Source organism: Pseudomonas sp. NPDC008258 (assembly GCF_042956345.1).
Lineage (GTDB): Bacteria > Pseudomonadota > Gammaproteobacteria > Pseudomonadales > Pseudomonadaceae > Aquipseudomonas.
Genome location: NZ_JBIBGE010000004.1, coordinates 54,739 through 75,812, shown reverse-complemented (window position 1 = coordinate 75,812; position 21,074 = coordinate 54,739). Strand labels below are relative to the sequence as shown.

The 21,074-nt window shown below is 62.2% G+C and carries 22 protein-coding genes; 6 read left to right on the top strand and 16 right to left on the bottom strand.

All coding sequences use genetic code 11. The features are described 5' to 3' along the window. Positions 1 to 21 precede the first annotated feature (21 nt). On the top strand, positions 22 to 441 hold the full coding sequence (locus tag ACFY9W_RS04450) for a phasin family protein (RefSeq protein ID WP_391126311.1): 420 nt from the start codon (positions 22 to 24) through the stop codon (positions 439 to 441). Between the two features lie 10 nt (positions 442 to 451). Next, positions 452 to 1,228, top strand: a complete 777-nt coding sequence (locus ACFY9W_RS04445; protein WP_391126308.1) for a phasin family protein — start codon at positions 452 to 454, stop codon at positions 1,226 to 1,228. Between the two features lie 121 nt (positions 1,229 to 1,349). On the opposite strand, the gene ACFY9W_RS04440 is transcribed toward ACFY9W_RS04445, so the two are convergent. The 16 genes from ACFY9W_RS04440 to gshB all read right to left on the bottom strand — a co-directional run bounded on the left by ACFY9W_RS04440 (position 1,350) and on the right by gshB (position 17,463). Beyond that, on the bottom strand, positions 1,350 to 1,964 hold the full coding sequence (locus tag ACFY9W_RS04440; protein WP_391126306.1) for a TetR/AcrR family transcriptional regulator: 615 nt from the start codon (positions 1,962 to 1,964) through the stop codon (positions 1,350 to 1,352). Positions 1,965 to 1,977: 13 nt separating this feature from the next. Further along, the gene (gene phaC / locus ACFY9W_RS04435; RefSeq protein ID WP_391126305.1) at positions 1,978 to 3,660 is read right to left on the bottom strand and encodes a class II poly(R)-hydroxyalkanoic acid synthase; all 1,683 of its coding nucleotides are present in this window, start codon (positions 3,658 to 3,660) and stop codon (positions 1,978 to 1,980) included. Between the two features lie 42 nt (positions 3,661 to 3,702). Next, positions 3,703 to 4,554 (bottom strand): poly(3-hydroxyalkanoate) depolymerase, encoded by an 852-nt coding sequence (gene phaZ / locus ACFY9W_RS04430; protein ID WP_391126303.1) that lies wholly within the window; start codon positions 4,552 to 4,554, stop codon positions 3,703 to 3,705. A gap of 62 nt (positions 4,555 to 4,616) precedes the next feature. Continuing rightward, positions 4,617 to 6,296 (bottom strand): class II poly(R)-hydroxyalkanoic acid synthase, encoded by a 1,680-nt coding sequence (gene phaC / locus ACFY9W_RS04425; protein WP_391126301.1) that lies wholly within the window; start codon positions 6,294 to 6,296, stop codon positions 4,617 to 4,619. 268 nt (positions 6,297 to 6,564) lie between these two features. Continuing rightward, positions 6,565 to 6,942 carry a gamma-butyrobetaine hydroxylase-like domain-containing protein gene (locus ACFY9W_RS04420; RefSeq protein ID WP_391126299.1) on the bottom strand — a complete coding sequence of 126 codons (378 nt, stop codon included), beginning with the start codon at positions 6,940 to 6,942 and terminating at the stop codon, positions 6,565 to 6,567. A 163-nt stretch (positions 6,943 to 7,105) separates the two neighbouring features. Next, positions 7,106 to 8,449 (bottom strand): ATP-dependent protease ATPase subunit HslU, encoded by a 1,344-nt coding sequence (gene hslU / locus ACFY9W_RS04415; protein ID WP_391126296.1) that lies wholly within the window; start codon positions 8,447 to 8,449, stop codon positions 7,106 to 7,108. 76 nt (positions 8,450 to 8,525) lie between these two features. Continuing rightward, positions 8,526 to 9,056: an ATP-dependent protease subunit HslV gene (gene hslV / locus ACFY9W_RS04410; RefSeq protein ID WP_003249309.1), complete on the bottom strand. Its 531-nt coding sequence runs from the start codon at positions 9,054 to 9,056 to the stop codon at positions 8,526 to 8,528. A 133-nt stretch (positions 9,057 to 9,189) separates the two neighbouring features. Next, entirely contained in the window at positions 9,190 to 9,822 is a 633-nt protein-coding gene (locus tag ACFY9W_RS04405; RefSeq protein ID WP_391126292.1) for a TIGR02646 family protein, read from the bottom strand. After that, a complete protein-coding gene (locus ACFY9W_RS04400; protein WP_391126289.1) occupies positions 9,806 to 11,263 on the bottom strand; it encodes an AAA family ATPase in 1,458 nt (485 codons plus the stop codon). Before ACFY9W_RS04400 ends, ACFY9W_RS04405 begins: the two co-directional genes overlap by 17 nt. Before the next feature lie 232 nt (positions 11,264 to 11,495). Next, positions 11,496 to 12,767, bottom strand: coding sequence for a dihydroorotase (locus ACFY9W_RS04395; RefSeq protein WP_391126286.1), 1,272 nt, complete (start codon positions 12,765 to 12,767; stop codon positions 11,496 to 11,498). Next, positions 12,764 to 13,768: an aspartate carbamoyltransferase catalytic subunit gene (locus tag ACFY9W_RS04390; protein WP_008099987.1), complete on the bottom strand. Its 1,005-nt coding sequence runs from the start codon at positions 13,766 to 13,768 to the stop codon at positions 12,764 to 12,766. Before ACFY9W_RS04390 ends, ACFY9W_RS04395 begins: the two co-directional genes overlap by 4 nt. A gap of 12 nt (positions 13,769 to 13,780) precedes the next feature. Next, entirely contained in the window at positions 13,781 to 14,299 is a 519-nt protein-coding gene (gene pyrR / locus ACFY9W_RS04385; RefSeq protein WP_391126282.1) for a bifunctional pyr operon transcriptional regulator/uracil phosphoribosyltransferase PyrR, read from the bottom strand. Positions 14,300 to 14,348: 49 nt separating this feature from the next. Beyond that, complete coding sequence (gene ruvX / locus ACFY9W_RS04380; RefSeq protein ID WP_003249316.1) at positions 14,349 to 14,774, bottom strand: Holliday junction resolvase RuvX; 426 nt, start codon at positions 14,772 to 14,774, stop codon at positions 14,349 to 14,351. Further along, positions 14,774 to 15,343, bottom strand: coding sequence for a YqgE/AlgH family protein (locus tag ACFY9W_RS04375; protein ID WP_391126278.1), 570 nt, complete (start codon positions 15,341 to 15,343; stop codon positions 14,774 to 14,776). The genes ruvX and ACFY9W_RS04375 overlap by 1 nt, the downstream gene beginning before the upstream one ends. A gap of 169 nt (positions 15,344 to 15,512) precedes the next feature. Next, positions 15,513 to 16,418, bottom strand: a complete 906-nt coding sequence (locus ACFY9W_RS04370) for a TonB family protein (RefSeq protein WP_391126276.1) — start codon at positions 16,416 to 16,418, stop codon at positions 15,513 to 15,515. 91 nt (positions 16,419 to 16,509) lie between these two features. Then, the gene (gshB, locus tag ACFY9W_RS04365; RefSeq protein ID WP_391126273.1) at positions 16,510 to 17,463 is read right to left on the bottom strand and encodes a glutathione synthase; all 954 of its coding nucleotides are present in this window, start codon (positions 17,461 to 17,463) and stop codon (positions 16,510 to 16,512) included. Positions 17,464 to 17,616: 153 nt separating this feature from the next. Between gshB and ACFY9W_RS04360 the strand changes: the two genes are divergently transcribed. The 4 genes from ACFY9W_RS04360 to ACFY9W_RS04345 are packed head-to-tail and all read left to right on the top strand — an operon-like array spanning position 17,617 to position 21,069. Further along, complete coding sequence (locus ACFY9W_RS04360; RefSeq protein ID WP_391126270.1) at positions 17,617 to 18,018, top strand: response regulator; 402 nt, start codon at positions 17,617 to 17,619, stop codon at positions 18,016 to 18,018. A 47-nt stretch (positions 18,019 to 18,065) separates the two neighbouring features. Continuing rightward, entirely contained in the window at positions 18,066 to 18,431 is a 366-nt protein-coding gene (pilH, locus tag ACFY9W_RS04355) for a twitching motility response regulator PilH (protein ID WP_012274551.1), read from the top strand. Beyond that, positions 18,428 to 18,982 (top strand): chemotaxis protein CheW, encoded by a 555-nt coding sequence (locus ACFY9W_RS04350; RefSeq protein ID WP_012274550.1) that lies wholly within the window; start codon positions 18,428 to 18,430, stop codon positions 18,980 to 18,982. Before pilH ends, ACFY9W_RS04350 begins: the two co-directional genes overlap by 4 nt. 47 nt (positions 18,983 to 19,029) lie before the next feature. Continuing rightward, a complete protein-coding gene (locus tag ACFY9W_RS04345; RefSeq protein WP_391126656.1) occupies positions 19,030 to 21,069 on the top strand; it encodes a methyl-accepting chemotaxis protein in 2,040 nt (679 codons plus the stop codon). The last annotated feature ends 5 nt before the right edge of the window (positions 21,070 to 21,074 follow it).

Genomic DNA, 21,074 nt, shown 5'->3' with positions numbered 1-21,074 from the left:
CATGAACATGAGGTACAGAGCATGGCCAAAGTGAATGTGAAGAAGAAGGACGACGCCCAATGCACCTTGGGCGAGGTGCGCGGCTACGCGCGCAAGATCTGGCTGGCGGGCATTGGCGCTTACGCCCGTGTTGGCCAAGAGGGCTCCGACTACTTCCAGGAGCTGGTCAAGGCCGGCGAAGGGGTCGAAAAACGTGGCAAGAAACGCATCGACAAAGAGCTTGATGCGGCCAATAACCAGATCGACGAAGCGGCTGAAGAAGTCAGTCGCGTACGCGGCAAGGTAGAAATTCAACTCGACAAGATCGAAAAAGCTTTCGACGCACGGGTAGGGCGCGCCTTGAATCGCCTGGGCATTCCGTCTAAACATGACGTTGAGGCGTTGTCGGTCAAGCTTGAACAGCTGCACGAGCTGCTTGAGCGCGTCGCGCACAAACCATAAGGAGAGCAGGATGGCTGGCAAGAAGAACACCGAGAAAGAAGGCAGCTCCTGGGTCGGCGGGATCGAGAAGTACTCCCGCAAGATCTGGCTGGCGGGGCTGGGAATCTATTCGAAGATCGACCAGGACGGCCCGAAGCTGTTCGACTCGCTGGTGAAGGATGGCGAGAAGGCCGAGAAGCAGGCTAAGAAAACCGCTGAAGACGTGGCTGAAACCGCCAAGTCGTCCACCACTTCGCGCGTGTCTGGCGTGAAGGACCGCGCACTGGGCAAATGGAGCGAACTCGAAGAGGCCTTCGACAAGCGCCTGAACAGCGCCATCTCGCGTCTGGGCGTGCCGAGCCGCAACGAGATCAAGGCCCTGCACCAGCAAGTGGACAGCCTGACCAAGCAGATCGAAAAACTGACCGGTGCTTCGGTTACGCCGATTTCGTCGCGCACTGCGGCGGCCAAGCCGGCAGCCAGCAAGGCAGCGGCCAAGCCACTGGCCAAGACTGCGGCGGCCAAACCTGCGGCGAAGACTGCGGCGGCCAAGCCGGCAGCCAAGACGGCAGCGGCGAAACCTGCAGCCAAGCCTGTCGCCGCCAAGCCTGCGGCTAAACCGGCAGCGGCCAAACCTGCGGCAGCCAAGAAACCCGCAGTGAAGAAAGCGCCGGCCAAACCGGCAGCCGCCAAGCCGGCAGCGCCAACGGCCAGCGCTGCTCCTGCTGCAACTGCGGCCCCGGCACCTGTCGCCGCTCCGGCCAGCAGCACACCGTCGGCCCCAACCGGTACCGGTACCCTGATCTGATACCGCGCCGCCTGCTTCGCGGGCTTGCCCGCTCCCACAGGTAAATCACAGTGCTTCAGAGCAGTGACCTACCTGTGGGAGCGGGCGTGCCCGCGAAGGCCGCACCGCCGAACCAGCAGGCTTACCCCTCCAGGTATTTCACCGCCAACTGCTCCGCCGCCGCCCGTGCCTGGGCCTGCAAATGCGGCGCCACCAGCATCATCACCTGATACACCACAATCCCCACATCCCCCTCGCGCCCCAGCACCCGCTGGTAATCCAGCGAGAACATCAGCGTCAGGGTGATCTGCTCCACCAGTTGCCCCAGCGCCTGGGTCTCACTCTCCACCAGCCCCTGGCCCTTGAGGCTGGCCAACAGCGCCGCCAACGTACGCTTTAGCGCGTTGATCAGGCTGCGCATGCCACGCGCCAGCTTGGGCAGCCGGCCAGTGAGGTTGGACAGGTCCTGGAACAGGAAGCGGTACTGGGCCATGTGCTCGACGATCAGGTGCAGGAACAGCCAGTAGTCCTCGGCGTCCAGGCGCACTTCCAGGGGCGGGTCCAGCAAGGGCATCAGCGCTTCCTCGAAGCGCTCGAACAGCCCCAGCACCAATGGCTCCTTGCCGTGGAAGTGGTAGTACAGGTTACCCGGGCTGATGCCGAGTTCGTTGGCAATCTCCAGGGTGGATACATTCGGTTCGCCCTGTTGGTTGAACAGTTGCAGGGCGCATTCGAGGATACGGTCGCGGGTCTTCATCCAGTTGTCTGGCTCATCGGGTCAGGACATAGGTGCCTGGCGCCGGGCCGAGCGGTGGGTACGTGCTGTTGCCCAGCTCGGTGCGCGGCGCCTTGAGCGGGCCGGAGCGTGGCGTGATCCACTCCAGCCACAAGGGCCACCAGCTGCCGTCGCTGCGGTTGGCCTCGTAGAACCAGGCGCGTGGGTCTCCCGACAGTTTCGGGTTTTCCAGGTAGTAGGCCTTGGGGTTGCCGGGCGGGTTGATGATGCTCTGGATGTGCCCGCTGTTGGCCAGTACGAAGCGGCGCTCGCCACCGAGTAGCAAGGCCGAGCGATACACGGCGTCCCACGGGGTGATGTGATCGTTGCTGCCGGCCACGGTGAAGCTGTCCAGGTCGACCTGCTTGAGGTCGATGGGCGTACCGCACACCTCAAGACCTGCCGGGTGGGTCAGCGGGTTGTGCTTGAAGAAGTCCAGCAAGTCGCCGTGCAGCGCTGCCGGCAGGCGTGTGTTGTCGGCGTTCCAGTAGAGGATGTCGAAGGCGGGCGGGGCCTTGCCCAGCAGGTAGTTGTTGACCCAGTAGTTCCAGATCAGGTCGTTGGGGCGCATCCAGGCGAAAATCCTGGCCACCTCGCCGCCGTCCAGCACACCCCTTTGATACGAGCGGCGCTTGGCGGCCTCGACGGTCTGCTCGTCGGCAAACAGGCTGGCCGGGCTGTCGAACTTGCTGTCGAGCAGGCTGACCAGGTAGGTGGCGCTGCGGATCTTGCGCAATTGATGCTTGGCTTGCAGGTGGCCCTGCAATGCGGCCATCGTCAGCCCGCCGGCGCAGGCGCCCATCAGGTTGGGGTCGCGATTGCCGCTGATGCTGCGGCAGGCGTTGAGTGCTTCTTCCAGGGCTTGCACATATGAGGACAGCCCCCATTCGCGGTGGCGCGGGTCGGGGTTACGCCAACTGACCATGAACACCTGCAGGCCGTTCTTGAGCATGTACTGGACGAAGCTGTTGTGCGCCTGCAAGTCGAAGATATAGAACTTGTTGATTTGCGGGGGCACCACCAGCAAAGGCCGGGCGTGCTGTTTTTCACTCATCGGCTTGTACTGGATCAGCTCCAGCAGCTCGTTGCGAAACACCACTGCGCCGGGCGTTGCAGCCACGTTGCCACCGACCTCGAAGGCGCGTTCGTCCACCTGGCGTGGCAGGCCGTCGTTGTGGCGCAGGTCGTCGAGCAAGTGCGCCACGCCACGCACCAGGCTCTGCCCACCGGTGTTCAGCAGCTCTTTGACGGCCAGCGGGTTGAGCAGCGAGTTGCTCGGTGCCAGCGCGTCATTGATCAGGCCGAACAGAAAGTGCGCACGGGCCCGGTCATCATCATCCAGGTGGCTTTCGTCGATCCACAGGCGGGTCTGCTTCTGCCAGGCCAGGTAGGCCTGCAGGCTGCGCCGGTAGAATGGGTTCTGGCTCCAGGTCGGGTCGCTGAAGCGGCTGTCACGCGGGTTGGGCTGGTAGGGCGAGTCGCCCAGTATCACGCGACCGAGTTGGCCGCCGAGCGCCAGCAGGTGTCGGGCCGTGTGCACGGGGTTGGTCAAGCCGTGGCGGCCCACCCTGCGCAGGGTCGACACCAGGTCGCGCCCACGCAGGCCGAGTATGGCGTTTTGTACGTTCATGCTGGTGGCGGGGAGCGTTTTCGTTCCTTTGGCCGGTTTGTCTGTCATGGCAACACTCCCTCGTCTTACCCGATGCCTGGGCAGCGACAATCAACCGCCAGAGGCGGGGCGCGGGTGCATGACCGCGCGCTGACGTTCTTCCTGGAGAAACTTCATGATGATTGGTGCGACGGCCTCGGCCCGGGTAATCAGGAACAGGTGACCATCGTCGATTATGTGTAGCTGGGCATTGGGAATCCGCCAAGCCAGCAGGCGCATGTTGACCAGTGGGATCAGCGGGTCGTCGTCGCCGGCCAGCACCAGCGTCGGCTGGTTTATCTTGTGCAGCCAGTGAATGCTGGTCCAGCCCAGGCCGGCGAAAAGCTGCCAGTAGTAGCCCAGCTTGCCACCGGAGCGCACCTTGGACGCATGGTGCATGGCCAGGTCCGGGTCGCGGCGGAAGGCTCCACCGTAGATCATTGGCGCGATGCGGATCACATGAGACGGCTGCACGTAGCGCCTGGGGCTGGCCATCATCCACAACACCTTGGGCTTGCCCGGTACCATGACTGCGCCCGCGGCAGTGGCGGCCAGCACCAGTTTCTTGCAGCGTTCCGGGTAATCGTGGGCGAACTGCTGGGCCAGGGCGCCGCCCCAGGACACGCCGATGGCGCTGACCTGGCCGTAGTCCAGGTAATCGAGCATGCGCGCGGTCAGCTTGGCCAGGCCAGGAAAACGATAAGGGTGGCGCGGTGTGGACGAACCACCAACCCCGGGCACGTCGAAGGCGATGACCTCCAGGTCCGGGTCCAGCGCCTCGATGAACGGGAACACCAGCTCCAGGTTGGCGCCGATGCCGTTGAAGATCAGCAACGGTGTCAGGTGCGGCTTGCCCGGGCGGACGGCGGTGCGAATGGACTGGTCGTCCAGTTCGACGGTCCTGAAGATGTAGGGTTCCGGCATGCGTTCGACTCTGTCGTGAAAAAAGTGCCGTGGCACGCCTGTGGCGGCCACGGCAACGCAACTCAACGCTCGTGAACGTAGGTGCCCGGTGACGCTTCGCCGGCGGCGTAGGCGCGGTTGCCCAGGCGGGTCGGGGCTTTTTTCAGCTCCCCGGCACGTTCACTCAGCCAGCTCTCCCAGTGCAGCCACCAGGAATCGGCGTGCTTGGTGGCGTTTTCCTGCCAGGCCACCGGGTCACCCGGGCGGTCGGCTCCGGTCATGAAGCGTGCCTTGGGGTTGCCTGGTGGGTTGAGGATGCTCTGGATGTGGCCGCTGTTGGACAGCACGAACTCGATCTTGCCGCCGAACAGGTGCGCCGAGCGGTAGCACGATTGCCAAGGGGTAATGTGGTCTGCGGTGCCGGCAACGCTGAAGATGTCGCACTTCACCTGCTTCAGGTCGATAGCTGTGCCGCACACTTCCAGGGCGTCCGGGCGGGTCAGCGGGTTGCTCTTGAACATTTCGATCAGGTCGCCGTGGAAGGCGGCCGGCAGACGCGTGGTGTCGTTGTTCCAGAACAGGATGTCGAACACCGGCGGCTCGTTGCCGAGCAGGTAGTTGTTGACCCAATAGTTCCAGATCAGGTCGTTGGGGCGCATCCAGGCGAACACCTTGGCCATGTCGCTGCCTTCGAGCACGCCGGCCTGGTAGGAATGGCGCTTGGCCGACTCCAGGGTCTGCTCGTCGACGAACAGCGCGACCTGGGTGTCCATGGTGGTGTCCAGCACGCTGACCAGCAGCGTCAGGGCATTGACCTTGTTCTCGCCCAGGGCGGCATAGTGGCCTACCAGCGCCGTGCAGGTGATGCCGCCAGAACAGGCCCCGAGCATGTTCAGGTCCTTGCTGCCGGTAATCGCCAGCACCGCGTCCACTGCTTCCTTGAGCGCATCAATGTAGGTGGACAGGCCCCATTCGCGCTGGGCCTTGGTCGGGTTGCGCCAGCTGATGATGAAGGTTTGCTGCTGCGAACGCAGGCAGTAGCGCGCCAGGCTTTTTTCCGGGCTCAGGTCGAACACGTAGAACTTGTTGATCTGCGGCGGTACCACCAGCAGTGGGCGGGCACGCACCTGTTCGGTGATGGGGCTGTACTGGATCAGCTCCAGCACATCGTTGCGGAACACCACGGCACCTTCGCTGGTGCCCAGGTTCTTGCCCACTTCGAAGGCATCCATGTTCACCTGGCTGGGCATGCCACCGTTGTTGACCATGTCCTTGGCCAGGTTGGACAGCCCGTCAAGCAGGCTTTTGCCGCCGGTCTCGAAGAAGCGTTTGACCGCTGCCGGGTTGGACAGGGTGTTGGTCGGCGCCATGGCTTCGGTCATCAGGTTGATGACGAACTGGCCGCGGCTGATGTCCTGGGGGGACAGGTCGCTGTTGCCGATCCAGTCTTGCAGTTCCTTGCGCCAGGCCAGGTAAGTTTGCAGGTAGCGGCGGTACAGCGGGTTATTGCTCCAGGCCGGGTCATTGAAGCGACGGTCGTCGCTTTCCGGGGCCAGGCTGGATTTGCCCAGCAGCACGTTCTTCAGCTCCAGCCCGAAGTGGGCCACATGCTTGGCGCTGTGCAGCGGTTGGCGCACGGCCTGGCGCAGCACGGTACGTGCCGAGCTCAACAGGTCCTTGCGGCGAATGCCGATGACCGGGTTCAGCCCCAGGGTGTTGTCCGAGGCCTGCCGCTGCAGCTCATCGTTGTTCTTGTTACTCATCTACGACGCTCCGTTGTCCTGAGACGAGTACCGGTTGCTTTGGCCGGCGCGCAGCCCTTGGCCCGGTACTGCTACTCGGGTGACCAGTGATAAGGAACAGCGGTGCTGCGGGGGTTCTGACTGCCTGCACAATGATGCAGGGAACTTGCCACACCCATTGGTTACCCGACTTTCATGTAATGCGCAAGACAGCCCTTCACTGGGCTGTCTGTAAGTCATTCAAACAGATGAATTTAGAAAATGCGCTCTAAACCCTGCAGGCCTTGCGCTAGAGCATGAGTTTGACCACCGATTCGGCAGGGTCGCGGGATTTTCCGGCCTTGTGCAGTTCGTCGAGGTATTCGGCCCACAGCTGTTCCTGGCGCAGGCATAGCTGCTCAAGGTACTCCCAGGTGAACAGGCCGCTGTCATGGCCGTCGTCGAAGGTCAGTTTCAGTGCATATTGGCCGGCGGGTTCCAGGCCGATCAAACCGACGTTGATCTTGCCAAATTGCAGGATGGGGTTGCCGTGGCCCTGGACCTCGGCAGAAGGGGAGTGCACCCGCAGGAGTTCGGCGGGCAGGGTGTAGACCTCGCCGGGGGCGTAGGTAAGGGTGAGGGTTTTAGAGGCTTTGTGCAGGTTGATGGCGGTGGGCAGGCGGGCCATGGGCAGAATCTCTCCGGAGCTGATGAAGCAAGCTTCCAGCTTATGGTGGAGGGATTCAAGGGCCTCTTCGCGGACACGCCCGCTCCCACAGGATCACCACATACTTTGGGTCTGTGGTGATCCTGTGGGAGCGGGCGTGCCCGCGAATCAGTCGCCGCCCTTTTTACAGGATGTAACGCGACAGGTCTTCGTTCTGCGCCAGCTCACCCAGGTGGCTGTTCACATACGCCGCGTCGATCTGGATCGGCGTTTCGTCATGGGTGCTGGCCAGGTCGCCAGCGCTGAACGACACCTCTTCAAGCAAACGCTCAAGCAGGGTGTGCAGGCGACGTGCACCGATGTTCTCGGTCTTCTCGTTCACCTGGTAGGCAATCTCGGCCAGGCGCTTGATGCCGTCAGCCTGGAACGCGATGTTCAGGCCTTCGGTCTTCAGCAGGGCCTGGTACTGCTCGGTCAGCGAGGCGTGCGGCTCTTGCAGGATGCGCTCGAAGTCTTCCGGGGTCAGTGCCTTCAGTTCCACGCGGATCGGCAGGCGGCCTTGCAGCTCGGGCACCAGGTCGCTTGGCTTGCTCAGGTGAAATGCACCCGAGGCAATGAACAGGATGTGGTCGGTCTTGACCATGCCCAGCTTGGTATTCACGGTGCAGCCTTCGATCAGTGGCAGCAGGTCGCGCTGTACACCTTCACGGGACACGTCGGCACCGCCCACATTGCCACGCTTGGCAACCTTGTCGATCTCGTCGATGAACACGATACCGTGCTGCTCGACCGCTTCCAGGGCCTTGGCCTTGAGCTCTTCCTCGTTGACCAGGCGGCTCGCTTCTTCATCGCGAACCATTTTCAGTGCCTCTTTGACCTTCAGCTTGCGGGCTTTGCGCTTGCCCTTGCCCATGTTGGCAAACAGGCTCTGCAGCTGGTTGGTCATTTCTTCCATGCCGGGCGGCGCGGCAATTTCGACGCCTACGGCATCGGCCACCTCGATTTCGATTTCCTTGTCGTCCAGCTGGCCTTCGCGCAGGCGCTTGCGGAACAGCTGGCGGGTGTTGGAATCGCTGCTGGTCTGCGCGGCCTCTTCGCTGAAGCTGGTGACGCGCGCCTGTGGCAGCAGGGCGTCGAGGATACGGTCTTCGGCAGCGTCTTCGGCGCGGTGGCGCACGCGGATGATTTCCTGCTCGCGCAGCATTTTCAGCGCGGCATCGGCCAGGTCACGGATGATCGACTCGACATCACGGCCCACGTAGCCCACTTCGGTGAACTTGGTGGCTTCGACCTTGAGGAACGGCGCGTTGGCCAGCTTGGCCAGGCGACGGGCGATTTCAGTCTTGCCGACGCCGGTCGGGCCGATCATCAGGATGTTCTTCGGGGTCACTTCGGCACGCAGCTCGGCAGGCAGCTGCATCCGGCGCCAGCGGTTGCGCAGGGCAATGGCCACGGCGCGCTTGGCGTCGTCCTGGCCGATGATGTGGCGGTTGAGTTCGTGGACGATCTCGCGGGGGGTCATGGACATGGTCAATACGGTCCTTGGGCAGATGAATCAGCGTGGATAAACCCCATCACCGGGACGGGGCGCCAGAACAGCTGAATCAGTCGGCCAGGTCCTGCTCCTCGATGGTCAGGTTATGGTTGGTGAACACGCAGATGTCGCCGGCGATGTTCAGGGCGGTTTCGGCGATTTCACGGGCCGAGAGGTCGGTCTTGTTCAGCAGGGCGCGGGCTGCGGCCTGGGCGTAGGCACCACCGGAACCCATGGCGATCAGGCCGTCTTCGGGTTCGACCACGTCGCCGTTGCCGGTAATGATCAGGGAGGCGTCCTTGTTGGCCACGGCCAGCATGGCTTCCAGGCGGCTCAGGGAACGGTCGGTACGCCATTCCTTGGCCAGCTCGACGGCAGCACGTACCAGGTGGCCCTGGTGTTTTTCCAGTTGGCCTTCAAAACGCTCGAACAGGGTGAAGGCGTCGGCGGTGGCACCGGCGAAGCCCGCAATGACCTGGCCGTGGTACAGGCGGCGCACTTTCTTGGCGTTGCCTTTCATCACGGTGTTGCCGAGGGATACCTGGCCGTCGCCACCCATGACGACTTTGCCGTTACGGCGGACAGAAACGATGGTGGTCAAGGGGAGAGTCTCCACGCAGCGGGGCGAAAGTGCCTGATGCAGACTCATATGGGGGTGGGGGGAAGGATTTCAACCGTGGGGGATGAATGGTCGCTCCGGCGCATCCGGATGGAGGCACTAAGGCCACCCATGATCAGACGCTCAGCCACCCCCGAAGAATATTGCATACCACTGGTGCAAACGGTTGAAGCTTGCCATCCTCAGGTGTGTTCAGTTCATCGATCAGCGATTCAAGAAGCTCATCGTCCTCAAGCGGTGAATATGGGTCTAGGCCATCAGTGCGCATCAGGGTATGAGACAGTTGTTTGCGCTTTTCGATAAGAAACCTGTTGTTCTGTTCCACATCCCCTAGGTTAAGAACCCGGATCATTTCCCTAGCTCTGTCGGAGAGCCCCTCAACGCGTCCGCTGATCTTGAACCGCAGTTCGTGTTCGCACTCGTCCATCAGCGGTGTGAGGGGGAGGGGCTGTCTATCATGAGCCCTGTCGCACTGCCCCTCGGTTCTGCAACTGGCAACAATGTTGTTGAATTCCAGTCCGAGGTGTGGGTGTGTATGTCGAGGCTGGACGTGCTCATTCATGGTGTCGGTGTGGTCGCCACTAATTGATTGGCAGCAATAGGCGCATAGGTAAAACTGCTCTGCGGTGCACGCTAGGCGAATGGCTGCTTTCTGAGTGTGCTCAAGATGGCTGTAGCTTTTACTAGGGTTGCGGGACTTCCACTTTGAAAGCTCAGTGGGTTCGAGCCCCTTACTGATTTTTTTCAAGACGCAACTCCTGTTTGCGTAGCATTAATTTTGCTTTGGCAAGTTCGATATTAGAGGCGGATGCCGGGATTTCCGCCTCAAGGGCCGCGAGCAGTATCCTTGCCTCGTCCAGTCGGCAAGCTTGAATAAAATCGAACAGGTCACCCAGTTGCCCTTCAAGGAACTCATTGCGAACAGGTGTGTCCATTACACCAAGCAGGACGGAGTTCGCGTCTTGGCCATACTGCGATGCAACTTGGCTCAACACCCCGTGGTCGAGTGAATACACCAGAATGTCTCTGCTGTCGCTGATCACCAAAGGGGAGTGTGTTGTCAGGATGAACTGGCAGTTTGGGAAGGTGTTGCCAAGTTGCTGAACTATGCTGCGTTGCCATCTTGGGTGTAGGTGCATGTCCACCTCATCAATTAACACCACGCCATTGCCAAGTAGCGGGTTTTTGAGACTGGGATTAAGCATGGCGAGCCGACGTGCAATGTCCCCCACCAAGGCCATCAAGGACTTCTCTCCTTGGGAAAGTTGTAAAACGTCAAGTGTCTGCCCGTCTTTTTCAACCAGCATTTGAAGTCGTGGCATTCGCTGAACGCGGAGGTTGGAGAAGCCGGGCATGAAGTTTTGGATGGCTTTTCGAACGGCATTGAGTTGAGCGTCGGCCGGGAGTGTGCTGGAGAGGTCTCGCAGGTGTGGGATTTTGCTCATGTTTTCTTCTAAAATCACAAACTGCTTATCGAGTTTGCTCATGAGTTCTTCGACTTTGCTGTTTGTTAACTTTTTGGTTTTTTCAAGTTTGATTTTGTATTTGTTGATCTCATGCATGAGCTGAGCGCCGTGGGATGATAGCGCTTTAAGTTCATTTTCGTGATCTTCTCGATTTCTAAACCATTCGAAAAATCTGCTGAAGCTAGTAGTGTCATCAGAAAGGCCTTCGTACCCCGCCAGCTGAGGGTAGGTGAAATCATTTCGTGATTTTAACGGTGCGTCAGTTACAGATCGTTCCACTGGGTAATATGCGACGAGTGGAAGATTGAATGATTCGCTGAAGGTTAGCGCGTTGCGATAATGGGCGGCTAATTGAGTGACTTCTGCAAGATTGCTATTTTCTTGGTTGACTGTTCCTGTGCGAGGTCGAGTTACGCTCCAATTGAATGTGCGATTTTGGGCGTCGACAGTATCATCGGTTACGGAGATTTCGATTTTTGAAAAATTTTTATGGTTGCTGATTACATCATCTTTTATCGTGCTGCCATTGCCCTTTTCTGTGCGTACTCGTGCTACAAGCCAGCTGAGCGAGGTGGATAATGACTTTATGATGGAAGTCTTGCCTGCGCCATTGTTACCGATCAGTATTATGATTTTTGAAAGTTCGCCATCATGATTCACAAAAGATGTATCAAGTGACTCGAAGCGAGCAATGTTTTGCAGCTGGAATGCCTTGATTTGCATGTTGATATATCCAAGAAGTCTAGGCTTCAATCATCAAGTGGGCAATCATATCACGCTTGTTGTAGGGTGGTTGAGTTGGGGCTTCCGGTCAGAATGTAGGAATTTGCCACTGTAAGAGTGCTGGAGTCGGTGGATGGTTCAGGAAGTGCAAGGAGGTTTCTCATAGAAGGCGAGCATAAGATTAGCTCAGGCATTCCGGAAAATGGGGCGATAAATCGCCCCATTTGGCATATCAGGCCTCGTGGCAAACATGCCCATCGACCAAGGTATAACGCACCGCGCCCGGCAGGCAGTGGCCGATGAACGGGCAGTTCTCGCCACGCGAGAACCATTGCTCGCCAGCAACGGTGGAAGCTTGCGGGTCGAACAGCACCAGGTCGGCCGCGCCACCTACCTTCAACTCACCGGCCGGCAGGCGCAGTGCAGCCGCCGGGCCGCTGCTCAGGCGGGCCAGCAAGGTTGGCAGGTCGAGCAGGCCGTCTTGCACCAGGGTCATGGCCAGTGGCAGCAACAGCTCGACACTGCTGATGCCCGGCTCGGTAGCACCGAACGGTGCCAGCTTGGCATCGCGCTCGTGCGGCTGGTGGTGGCTGGAAATCGCCTGGATCACGCCCGACTTCACCGCCTCGCGCAGGCCGTCACGGTCCGCTGCTGTGCGCAGCGGCGGCTGCACGTGGTACAGGCTGGAGAACTCGCGCAGCGATTCGTCGGTGAGGATCAGCTGGTACAGCGCCACGTCAGCGGTTACCGGCAGGCCAAGCGCCTGGGCCTGGGCGATCAGCCGTGCGCCACGGGCGCTGGTGATCTGGCTGAAGTGCGCACGCACACCGCTCTGCTCGACCAGCAGCAGGTTGCGCGCCAAGGCCACGGTCTCGGCGCTTTCCGGAATGCCCGGCAGGCCGAGGAAGCTGGCCATGGCGCCTTCGTGGGCCAAGCCGCCGTGGGCCAGGTCGCGGTCCTGGGAGTGGAACACCACGGTCAGGTCGAAGGTAGCGGCGTACTCCAGGGCGCGGGCCAGGGTACGGTTGTTGGGGATTTCCTTCAGGCCGTTGCCGAAGGCCACGCAACCGGTGTCACGCAGGGCCACCAGCTCGGCCAGTTGCTCGCCCTCCAGGCCCTTGGTCAGGGCGCCGATCGGGTAGACCTTGCTGTTGGCAGCTTCGCGGGCGCGGTCCAGGATCAGCTCGGCCACCGCCGAGGTATCCAGCACCGGTTTGGTCTGTGGCGGGCAGCACAGGCTGGTGACACCACCCGCCACGGCTGCGCGGGTTTCGCTGGCAATGTTGCCTTTGCGGCTGTAACCCGGTTCGCGCAGGGATACGCCAAGGTCGACCAGGCCGGGTGCGGCGACCAGGCCATCGGCCTGGATCGTGCGGCTGGCGCTGAAGCCGGCCGGCGCGGCGCCGATGGCGGCAATGCGGCCGCCGTCCAGGTGCAGGTCGGTCACCTGGTCCAGGCCAGTCTTGGGGTCGATGACCCGGGCGCCGAGAATACTGATGGTCACTGGGCGTTCTCCTGGTCGAATTGACGTTGCGCGTTCTGCCCGCTCATGGCCATGGACAGCACAGCCATGCGCACGGCGATGCCGTAGGTGACCTGGTTGAGGATCACCGAGTGCTTGCCATCAGCCACGGCCGACTCGATTTCCACGCCCCGGTTGATCGGGCCCGGGTGCATGACGATGGCATCGGGCTTGGCCCCGGCCAGGCGTGCGGTGGTCAGGCCGAACAGGCGGTAGAACTCGCCTTCGCTGGGCAGCAGGCCGCCGGCCATGCGCTCACGCTGCAGGCGCAGCATGATCACCACGTCGACGTCTTTCAGGCCTTCGGCAAGGTCGGTGTAAACCTTCACGCCGTACTGCTCGATGCCGATCGGGATCAGGGTTTTCGGGCCGATCACGCGGATGTCCGGGCAGCCCAGTGCCTTGAGCGCCAGCATGTCGGAGCGGGCCACGCGTGAGTGCAGGATGTCGCCGACGATGGCCACCGACAGGTTTTCGAAGCTGCCCTTGTGGCGGCGGATGGTGAGCATGTCGAGCATGCCCTGGGTCGGGTGCGCGTGGCGGCCGTCACCGCCGTTGATCACGGCAACGTCCGGGCACACGTGCTCGGCGATGAAGTGTGCGGCGCCGGAGTCGGAGTGGCGCACCACGAACATGTCGGCGGCCATGGCTTCGAGGTTGCGCAGGGTGTCGAACAGGGTCTCGCCCTTGCTGGTCGAGGAGGTCGACACGTTCAGGCTGATCACGTCAGCCGACAGGCGCTGGGCGGCCAGTTCGAAGGTGGTACGGGTACGGGTGGAGTTCTCGAAGAACACGTTGCACACGGTCTTGCCGCGCAGCAACGGGACTTTTTTCACGGCCCGGGCACCGACTTCCAGGAAGGAGTCGGCGGTGTCGAGGATCTCGGTGAGCAGTTCGCGGGGCAAACCGTCGAGCGAGAGGAAGTGGCGCAGCTGGCCCTGATCATTGAGCTGCAGCGGGCGCTTGGCGTCGATTGGCGTCATCGCGGGGGACTCTTAAAGGGCGGAAGCGGAGGCGAGGTCCTGGCGCTCGAGGGCGAGCGGTGCGGGTCCGGTCAATTTTACCCGTTCATGGGCGGCCAGCGACAGGGTGGCACCCAGCACATTCGGGCGGATCGGCAATTCGCCGGCATCCAGGTCCAGCAGGCAGACCAGGGTGACGCTGGCCGGGCGGCCGTAATCGAACAGTTCGTTGAGCGCCGCGCGAATGGTGCGACCGCTCATCAGCACGTCATCCACCAGCACCAGGTGCTGGCCTTCCACTTCGAATGGCAGCTCGGACGGGCGCACTTGCGGGTGCAGGCCGTTCTGGCTGAAATCGTCGCGGTAGAACGAAACATCCAGGGTGCCCATGGGGCTGGTGTCGCCCATGGCTTCCTGCAGGGCCTGGGCAACCCAGACACCGCCAGTGCGGATACCGATGTAACGGGGCTCGGTGATTGCCCGGCGTGCCAGGTGGGCGCGAAGGTCGACAGCCATCTGCCGAACCAGGTCGGCGGGATTGGGTAGGCTCATTGCGGGCTCCTCGGAAGGGTGCGCCGGGCGTGCCCGGCGGCAAAGATGATCAGGTATTGGCCTCCAGCCAGCCTTGCAGCAACAAGGCGGCGGCAATGGCGTCGACCGGGTTGTCACGATAGCTGCCGCGCTGGCCGCCACGGGCCATGCGCTCGCCTTTGGCCTCGAAGGTGGTCAGGCGTTCATCGTGGGTATGCACGGGCAGGTTGAAACGGCCATTCAGGCGGCGGGCGAACTTTTCGGCACGGGCGCTCATTTCGCTGGGCGTGCCGTCCATGTTCAGCGGCAGGCCGACGACAATGGCGTCGGGCTTCCATTCGGCAATCAGTTTTTCAACCTGGGCCCAGTCCGGTACACCGTTCTGTGCCTTCAGGGTGCACAGTTCGCGGGCCTGGCCGGTAATGACCTGGCCGACGGCCACACCGATCTGTTTGCTGCCGTAGTCAAAACCCAGCAGTAGGCGAAGTTCAGCCATCAGGCGTGGCCCGCCTGGCTGGTGAGCAGGTTCAGGTTGATGCCCAGGCTGGCGGCGGCCGCGTCCAGGCGCAGGTCGCTGGCCAGGCCAAAGATGATTTCCGGGTCGAACGGGGAGTTCAGCCAGGCGTTGTCGGCCAGCTCGGCCTCCAGTTGGCCTGCTTCCCAGCCGGCATAACCCAGCGTGATCAGGCTTTGTTTAGGGCCTACCCCGGCAGCAATGGCAAGCAGGATGTCCTGGGACGTAGTCAGCGACAGCCCTTCCAGTGCCACGGTGGCCTGGAAGCTGCACTCGCTGCTGTGCAGCACGAAGCCGCGGTCGGTCTGCACCGGGCCACCCTGGTAGATCGGCACCTGCAAGGTGCCGGGCGGTGGCGTTTCATCCGGGCGCAATTGCTCGAGGATGTCGGCCAGGCTCAGCTCCTGCGGCCGGTTGACCACCAGGCCCATGGCGCCATGCTCATTGTGCTCGACAATGTACGTGAGGGTCTGGGCGAAGTTCGGATCGGCCATGTGCGGCATGGCGATCAGGAACTGGTGCTTGAGGTAGCTCGGGGCGAGGGTTTTCATGGGGGATAGTGTGGCGCCAGGTGGCGGGGCTGACAAGGTCCGCTTTGTGCCGCTTGTGCCGGCCTCTTCGCGGGCACGCCCGCTCCCACAGGTTCTCCACGAGTTTTCGATCCGGTGTAGATCCTGTGGGAGCGGGCGTGCCCGCGAAAGGGCCGGTGAAGCCAGTAAATCAGTTACTGGACAAACGGTCGCCACGGGCAAAGCGCCAGGTGCGGATGATCTCCAGCCGGTCAAACTCGGCCAGGTCCCCGGTAAACGGCGCAAACGGTGCCGCCAGCCTTACGATGCGTTGTGCCGCCTGATCCAGCACTGGCTGCCCGGACGACTCCAGCACCAGCACTTCATACAGCGAACCATCGCGGTTGATCGACACCATCATCCGCAAATTGCCGTAAATCTGTTGCCGACGCGCTTCGTCGGGGTAGTTCAGGTTGCCCACCCGCTCGACCTTCTTGCGCCACTCTTCCTTGTACCAGGCGCCTTTGTCGCGCATGGTCGAAGCGGCGTTCAGGCGGTGGATGCGCGGGCGCTTGGCGTACATCTGCTGTTCGTTGGACAGCTCCGCCTCCAGGCTGGCGATCTGGCTCGACAGCTGCGAGCTGTCGAAGTCTGGCGCGGGCGCTGCCGGCTTGGGCTGTGCCTTGCTTTCCTTGGGCTTGGGCTCGACCTTCTGCGGCTTGGGCGCCGTGGTCACTACCGCCGACTTTTGTGGGGCAGGGGGTGGCACTACCTCGGGCCTGGCCGCAGGCGGTGGGGTGATCTTGTTGATCTTGCTGTCCTGGAACGGTGCCAGCTCGGTAGTGGTGGGCACCGCTTTCTTGTCCAGGGTGCCGCTGCCTTGCTGGTTGTCCTGGGCCTGGAAGTCGGCCTTCTCCGGCGGCTTCTCGCTTTTGAAGGTGGCCAGGGTGATGTCCATGGTGTGGCGGATTTCGGCGGGCTTGACCACGCTGAAGCCGACGCCAAGGATAAGCGCCAGGTGCACCAGGGCAGCCAGGAACAGGGTAAAGCCGAGCCGGTCCACCGGGCGAACACGGGGAGGCAGCAGGTCGGCGGGGATGTCAGCGGGCAGCGTCATCGGGTATCCAGCAACCGCAGGGCGGGGCAGCAGCTCAGTCGAATAGGACCGGCATCATACCCCACTCTACGGTTTTGCTTCGCGTTGGCTGTCAGCGCGCCTTCAGCTTGCGATCAATGGCATCCATCAGCTTGCCACCGATATCGGTGTTGTAGGCGGCATCGATCTCGCGGATGCAGGTAGGGCTGGTGACGTTGATTTCGGTGAGGTAGTCGCCGATCACGTCCAGGCCCACGAACAACAGGCCCTTTTCGCGCAGGGTCGGGCCGACCTGGGCGGCGATCCAGCGGTCGCGGTCGGTCAGTGGGCGTGCTTCGCCACGGCCGCCGGCAGCCAGGTTGCCACGGGTCTCGCCGCTGGCCGGTATGCGCGCCAGGCAGTAGTCCACCGGCTCACCGTCGATCATCAGGATGCGCTTGTCGCCGTCCTTGATCGCTGGCAGGTAGGCCTGGGCCATGATCTGCTGGGTGCCCAGCGCGGTCAGGGTTTCCAGAATCACCGACAGGTTGGGGTCGCCAGCCCGGTGACGGAAAATCGACGTGCCGCCCATGCCATCCAGCGGCTTGAGGATCACGTCGACATGCTTGGCCGCAAATTCACGAATGATGTCCGGGCGGCGGCTGACCAGCGTCGGCGTGGTGCACTGCGGGAACAGCGTGGCGAACATCTTTTCGTTGCAGTCGCGCAGGCTCTGCGGGCGATTGACCACCAGCACGCCATCAGTTTCGGCCTGCTCCAGCAGGTAGGTGCTGTAGACGAATTCCATGTCGAAGGGCGGGTCCTTGCGCATCAGGATCACGTCCAGTTCAGCCAGGGGGCTGTCTTGCTCCTCGCCCAGTTCGTACCAGTGCGCCGGGTCGGCAAACACCTTCAGCGGGCGCATGCGGGCGCGGGCCTTGCTTTCGCCCTGATACAGGTCTTGCTGTTCCATGTAGAACAGGCTCCAGCCGCGTGCCTGGGCGGCCAGCAGCATGGCCAGCGAGCTGTCCTTCTTGTAGGAGATGGACGCGATGGGGTCCATGACAATGCCGAGGCGAACGCTCATGGGGTGGTTCCTCTTGGCGGCAGGTGCCGCGATGGCTCGAAAGAAAAGTGGCTCAGGGTGGCGCCGCAAACGCCGCCGGTCAAGGGGCGGCGCAGATGGAATGGCCACCCGGAGTGTGCTAAAAATGCAGCTAATTTCCATTGGTAGGCGTCTATGGAACAACCCCTGAAGGTGATGGTGATCGACGATTCCCGCACGATCCGCCGCACCGCGCAGATGCTGCTCGGTGAAGCGGGCTGCGAGGTGATCACTGCCAGCGATGGCTTCGATGCCTTGGCCAAGATCGTCGACCACCAGCCCAGTATCATCTTTGTCGATGTGCTGATGCCGCGCCTGGACGGCTACCAGACCTGCGCCGTGATCAAGCACAACAGTGCTTTCAAGGACACCCCGGTGATTCTGCTGTCGTCGCGCGACGGGTTGTTCGACAAGGCTCGCGGCCGGGTGGTCGGCTCTGATCAGTTCCTGACCAAGCCGTTCAGCAAGGAAGAACTGCTCGACGCGATCCGCGCCCACGTGCCCGGTTTTGCCGCAAACTATCAACCCGCACCCTGACTGCGCCCCGCCATGGCACGGTCTTACTTTCCTGATGGGGAAACAGCATGGCCCGAGTTCTGATTGTCGACGACTCGCCGACAGAGATGTACCGTTTGACCGAATGGCTGGAAAAGCACGGCTACCAGGTGCTCAAGGCCAGCAACGGTGCCGATGGTGTGGCCCTGGCCCGGCAGGACAAGCCCGACGCGGTGCTGATGGACATCGTCATGCCTGGCATGAACGGCTTCCAGGCTACCCGCCAGCTCAGCAAGGACCCGGAAACCAGTGCCATCCCCGTGATCGTGGTCACCACCAAGGATCAGGAAACCGACCGCATCTGGGCCACGCGCCAGGGCGCCCGTGACTTCCTGACCAAGCCGGTGGAAGAAGACGCGCTGATCGCCAAGCTCAAAGAAGTGCTGGGGGCTTGACCACCCGCCCGCAAGGCGCGTCGCTGACCGCCTTCGAGTTATTGCTGGACATCGACCGGCGCTGCCGCCTGCTGGTCGCCGACCAGCCCCCGCAGGACAACCGCCTGCAACAGTGGAGCGGCATCGGTTTTCGTATTGCCGGGCAGTGGTTCGTCGCGCCCATGGGCGAAGTGGCCGAGGTATTGCGTGAGCCACGCAGCAGCCGCGTCCCGGGTGTGCAGCCGTGGGTCTGCGGGGTGGCCAACCTGCGTGGCCGGCTATTGCCGGTAATGGACCTGAGCAGCTTTTTCGGCCTGGGCCACGCCGCCCCGGGCAAACAAAGACGGGTGCTGGTGCTGGACCACGACGACCTGTTCGTCGGCCTGCTGGTGGACGAGGTACTGGGCCTTCAGCACTTTGCCCTGGACAGCCTGCAACTGTCGCCGCCGCAGCCACTGATCCGTGCCGCCGCACGTTTTGTGCAGGGGCATTTCCCGCGGGAACGCAACTGGGCGATCTTCAGCCCCTTCGCCCTGGCCCAGGCGCCGGGCTTTCTCGATGTGGCGTTATAGGACCTGCGAACGTGAACAAGCCTGCCCCCCCCGTCACTGCCACCACCGTGACACCACGTACCCGCAGCATCGCGCAGATCACCGTGCTGTTTCTGATCCTGATCTTGTCGATCATCCTGCTGTTCGCCAATTTCGCCTACTTGAACACCCAGTCCAACTACGACAAGCAGTACATCGGCCACGCCGGCGAGCTGCGCGTGCTTTCGCAACGTATCGCCAAGAACGCCACCGAAGCCGCTGCCGGCAAGGCCTTGGCCTTCAAGCTGCTGTCGGATGCGCGCAACGATTTCGAGCGCCGTTGGGGCTACCTGCGCCAAGGCGACAAATCCACCGGTTTGCCCGCTGCGCCGCCCACCGTGCGTGACGAGATGGAGGCAGTACGCCGCGACTGGGAAAACCTGCGCAAGAACACCGATACCATTCTGGCCAGCGAGCAGACCGTGCTGTCGCTGCACCAGGTGGCGGCGACGTTGGCCGAAACCGTGCCCCAGTTGCAGGTGGAATACGAAAAGGTGGTCGAAATCCTGCTGCAAAGCGGCGCCCCGGCCAACCAGGTGGCAGTGGCCCAGCGCCAGTTGTTGCTGGCCGAACGCATCCTGGGGTCGGTCAACACCGTGCTGGCCGGTGACGACAGTGCGGCGCAGGCAGCCGATGCCTTTGGCCGCGATGCCGGGCGCTTTGGCCAGGTGCTGGAAGGCATGCTCAGTGGTAACTCGGCCATCCAGGTAACCCGCGTCGAAGACGCCGACGCCCGCGCGCGCTTGGCCGAAATTGCCGAATTGTTCCAGTTCGTGGCCGGCTCCGTGGATGAAATCCTCGAAACTTCGCCCGAACTGTTCCGGGTGCGTGAAGCTGCGGGCAACATATTCAGCCTGTCGCAAACCCTGCTGGACGAGGCCTCGCACCTGGCCAACGGCTTCGAGAACCTGGCCGGCGGGCGCACCCTCGATACCGTTGGCGGCTACGCGCTGGGCCTGCTGGCGCTGGCCTCGATCATCCTGATCGGTTTGGTCATGGTGCGCACCACCAACCGTCAATTGCGTGAAACGGCAGAAAAGAACGAACGCAACCAGCAGGCGATCATGCGCCTGCTGGACGAAATCGAAGAGCTGGCCGATGGCGACCTGACCGTGACCGTATCGGTGACCGAAGACTTTACCGGCGCCATTGCTGATTCGATCAACTATTCCGTAGACCAGCTGCGTGACCTGGTTGCCACCATCAACCACAGCGCCGTGCAAGTCGCCGCTGCCGTGCAGGACACCCAGAATACGGCGCGTCAGCTGGCCAAGGCCTCCGAGCACCAGGCCGAGCAGATCAGCGAGGCTTCTGAAGCGGTCGGCGACATGGTCGAGTCGATCGACCGGGTTTCTGCGCATGCCTACGAATCGGCCAAGGTGGCCGAACGCTCGGTGGCCATCGCCAACAAGGGTAACGAGGTGGTGCACAACACCATCAATGGCATGGACAACATTCGCGAGCAGATCCAGGACACGGCCAAACGGATCAAACGTTTGGGCGAGTCTTCCCAGGAAATCGGCGACATCGTCAGCCTGATCGACGACATTGCCGACCAAACCAACATTCTTGCCCTCAACGCCGCGATCCAGGCGTCGCTGGCCGGTGAGGCCGGCCGTGGTTTTGCCGTGGTCGCCGACGAGGTGCAGCGCCTGGCTGAACGCTCGTCCTCGGCCACCCGTCAGATCGAGGCGCTGGTGCGTACCATCCAGGCCGACACCAACGAGGCGGTGATCTCCATGGAGCAGACCACTGCCGAAGTGGTACGCGGCGCCCGCCTGGCCCAGGATGCCGGGGTGGCGCTGGCCGAGATCGAAGGGGTATCGCAGAACCTGGCCGACCTTATCCACAGCATTTCTGATGCTGCCCAGTTGCAGACTTCCTCGGCCGGGCAGATCTCCCACACCATGGCAGTGATCCAGCAGATTACCGCGCAAACCTCTGCCGGCTCTGGCGCCACCGCCGACAGCATCCGCCACCTGGCGCGCATGGCCAGCGAAATGCGCCGTTCGGTGTCTGGTTTCACCCTGCCGCCGCCTGCGCAAAGCCCAACTGAAACGCCGCGCTGAGGAGT

Coding starts and splice junctions, on each gene's coding strand:
- ACFY9W_RS04400 (WP_391126289.1), bottom strand. CDS start 11,263: ATGCAAATCAAGGCATTCCAGCTGCAAAACATTGCTCGCTTCGAGTCA.
- phaZ (WP_391126303.1), bottom strand. CDS start 4,554: ATGCCGGAACCCTACATCTTCAGGACCGTCGAACTGGACGACCAGTCC.
- pilH (WP_012274551.1), top strand. CDS start 18,066: ATGGCCCGAGTTCTGATTGTCGACGACTCGCCGACAGAGATGTACCGT.
- pyrR (WP_391126282.1), bottom strand. CDS start 14,299: ATGAGCCTACCCAATCCCGCCGACCTGGTTCGGCAGATGGCTGTCGAC.
- ACFY9W_RS04440 (WP_391126306.1), bottom strand. CDS start 1,964: ATGAAGACCCGCGACCGTATCCTCGAATGCGCCCTGCAACTGTTCAAC.
- phaC (WP_391126301.1), bottom strand. CDS start 6,296: ATGAGTAACAAGAACAACGATGAGCTGCAGCGGCAGGCCTCGGACAAC.
- ACFY9W_RS04445 (WP_391126308.1), top strand. CDS start 452: ATGGCTGGCAAGAAGAACACCGAGAAAGAAGGCAGCTCCTGGGTCGGC.
- ACFY9W_RS04390 (WP_008099987.1), bottom strand. CDS start 13,768: ATGACGCCAATCGACGCCAAGCGCCCGCTGCAGCTCAATGATCAGGGC.
- ACFY9W_RS04375 (WP_391126278.1), bottom strand. CDS start 15,343: ATGAAAACCCTCGCCCCGAGCTACCTCAAGCACCAGTTCCTGATCGCC.
- ACFY9W_RS04450 (WP_391126311.1), top strand. CDS start 22: ATGGCCAAAGTGAATGTGAAGAAGAAGGACGACGCCCAATGCACCTTG.
- gshB (WP_391126273.1), bottom strand. CDS start 17,463: ATGAGCGTTCGCCTCGGCATTGTCATGGACCCCATCGCGTCCATCTCC.
- ACFY9W_RS04420 (WP_391126299.1), bottom strand. CDS start 6,942: ATGGCCCGCCTGCCCACCGCCATCAACCTGCACAAAGCCTCTAAAACC.
- hslU (WP_391126296.1), bottom strand. CDS start 8,449: ATGTCCATGACCCCCCGCGAGATCGTCCACGAACTCAACCGCCACATC.
- ACFY9W_RS04360 (WP_391126270.1), top strand. CDS start 17,617: ATGGAACAACCCCTGAAGGTGATGGTGATCGACGATTCCCGCACGATC.
- phaC (WP_391126305.1), bottom strand. CDS start 3,660: ATGACAGACAAACCGGCCAAAGGAACGAAAACGCTCCCCGCCACCAGC.
- ruvX (WP_003249316.1), bottom strand. CDS start 14,774: ATGGCTGAACTTCGCCTACTGCTGGGTTTTGACTACGGCAGCAAACAG.
- ACFY9W_RS04370 (WP_391126276.1), bottom strand. CDS start 16,418: ATGACGCTGCCCGCTGACATCCCCGCCGACCTGCTGCCTCCCCGTGTT.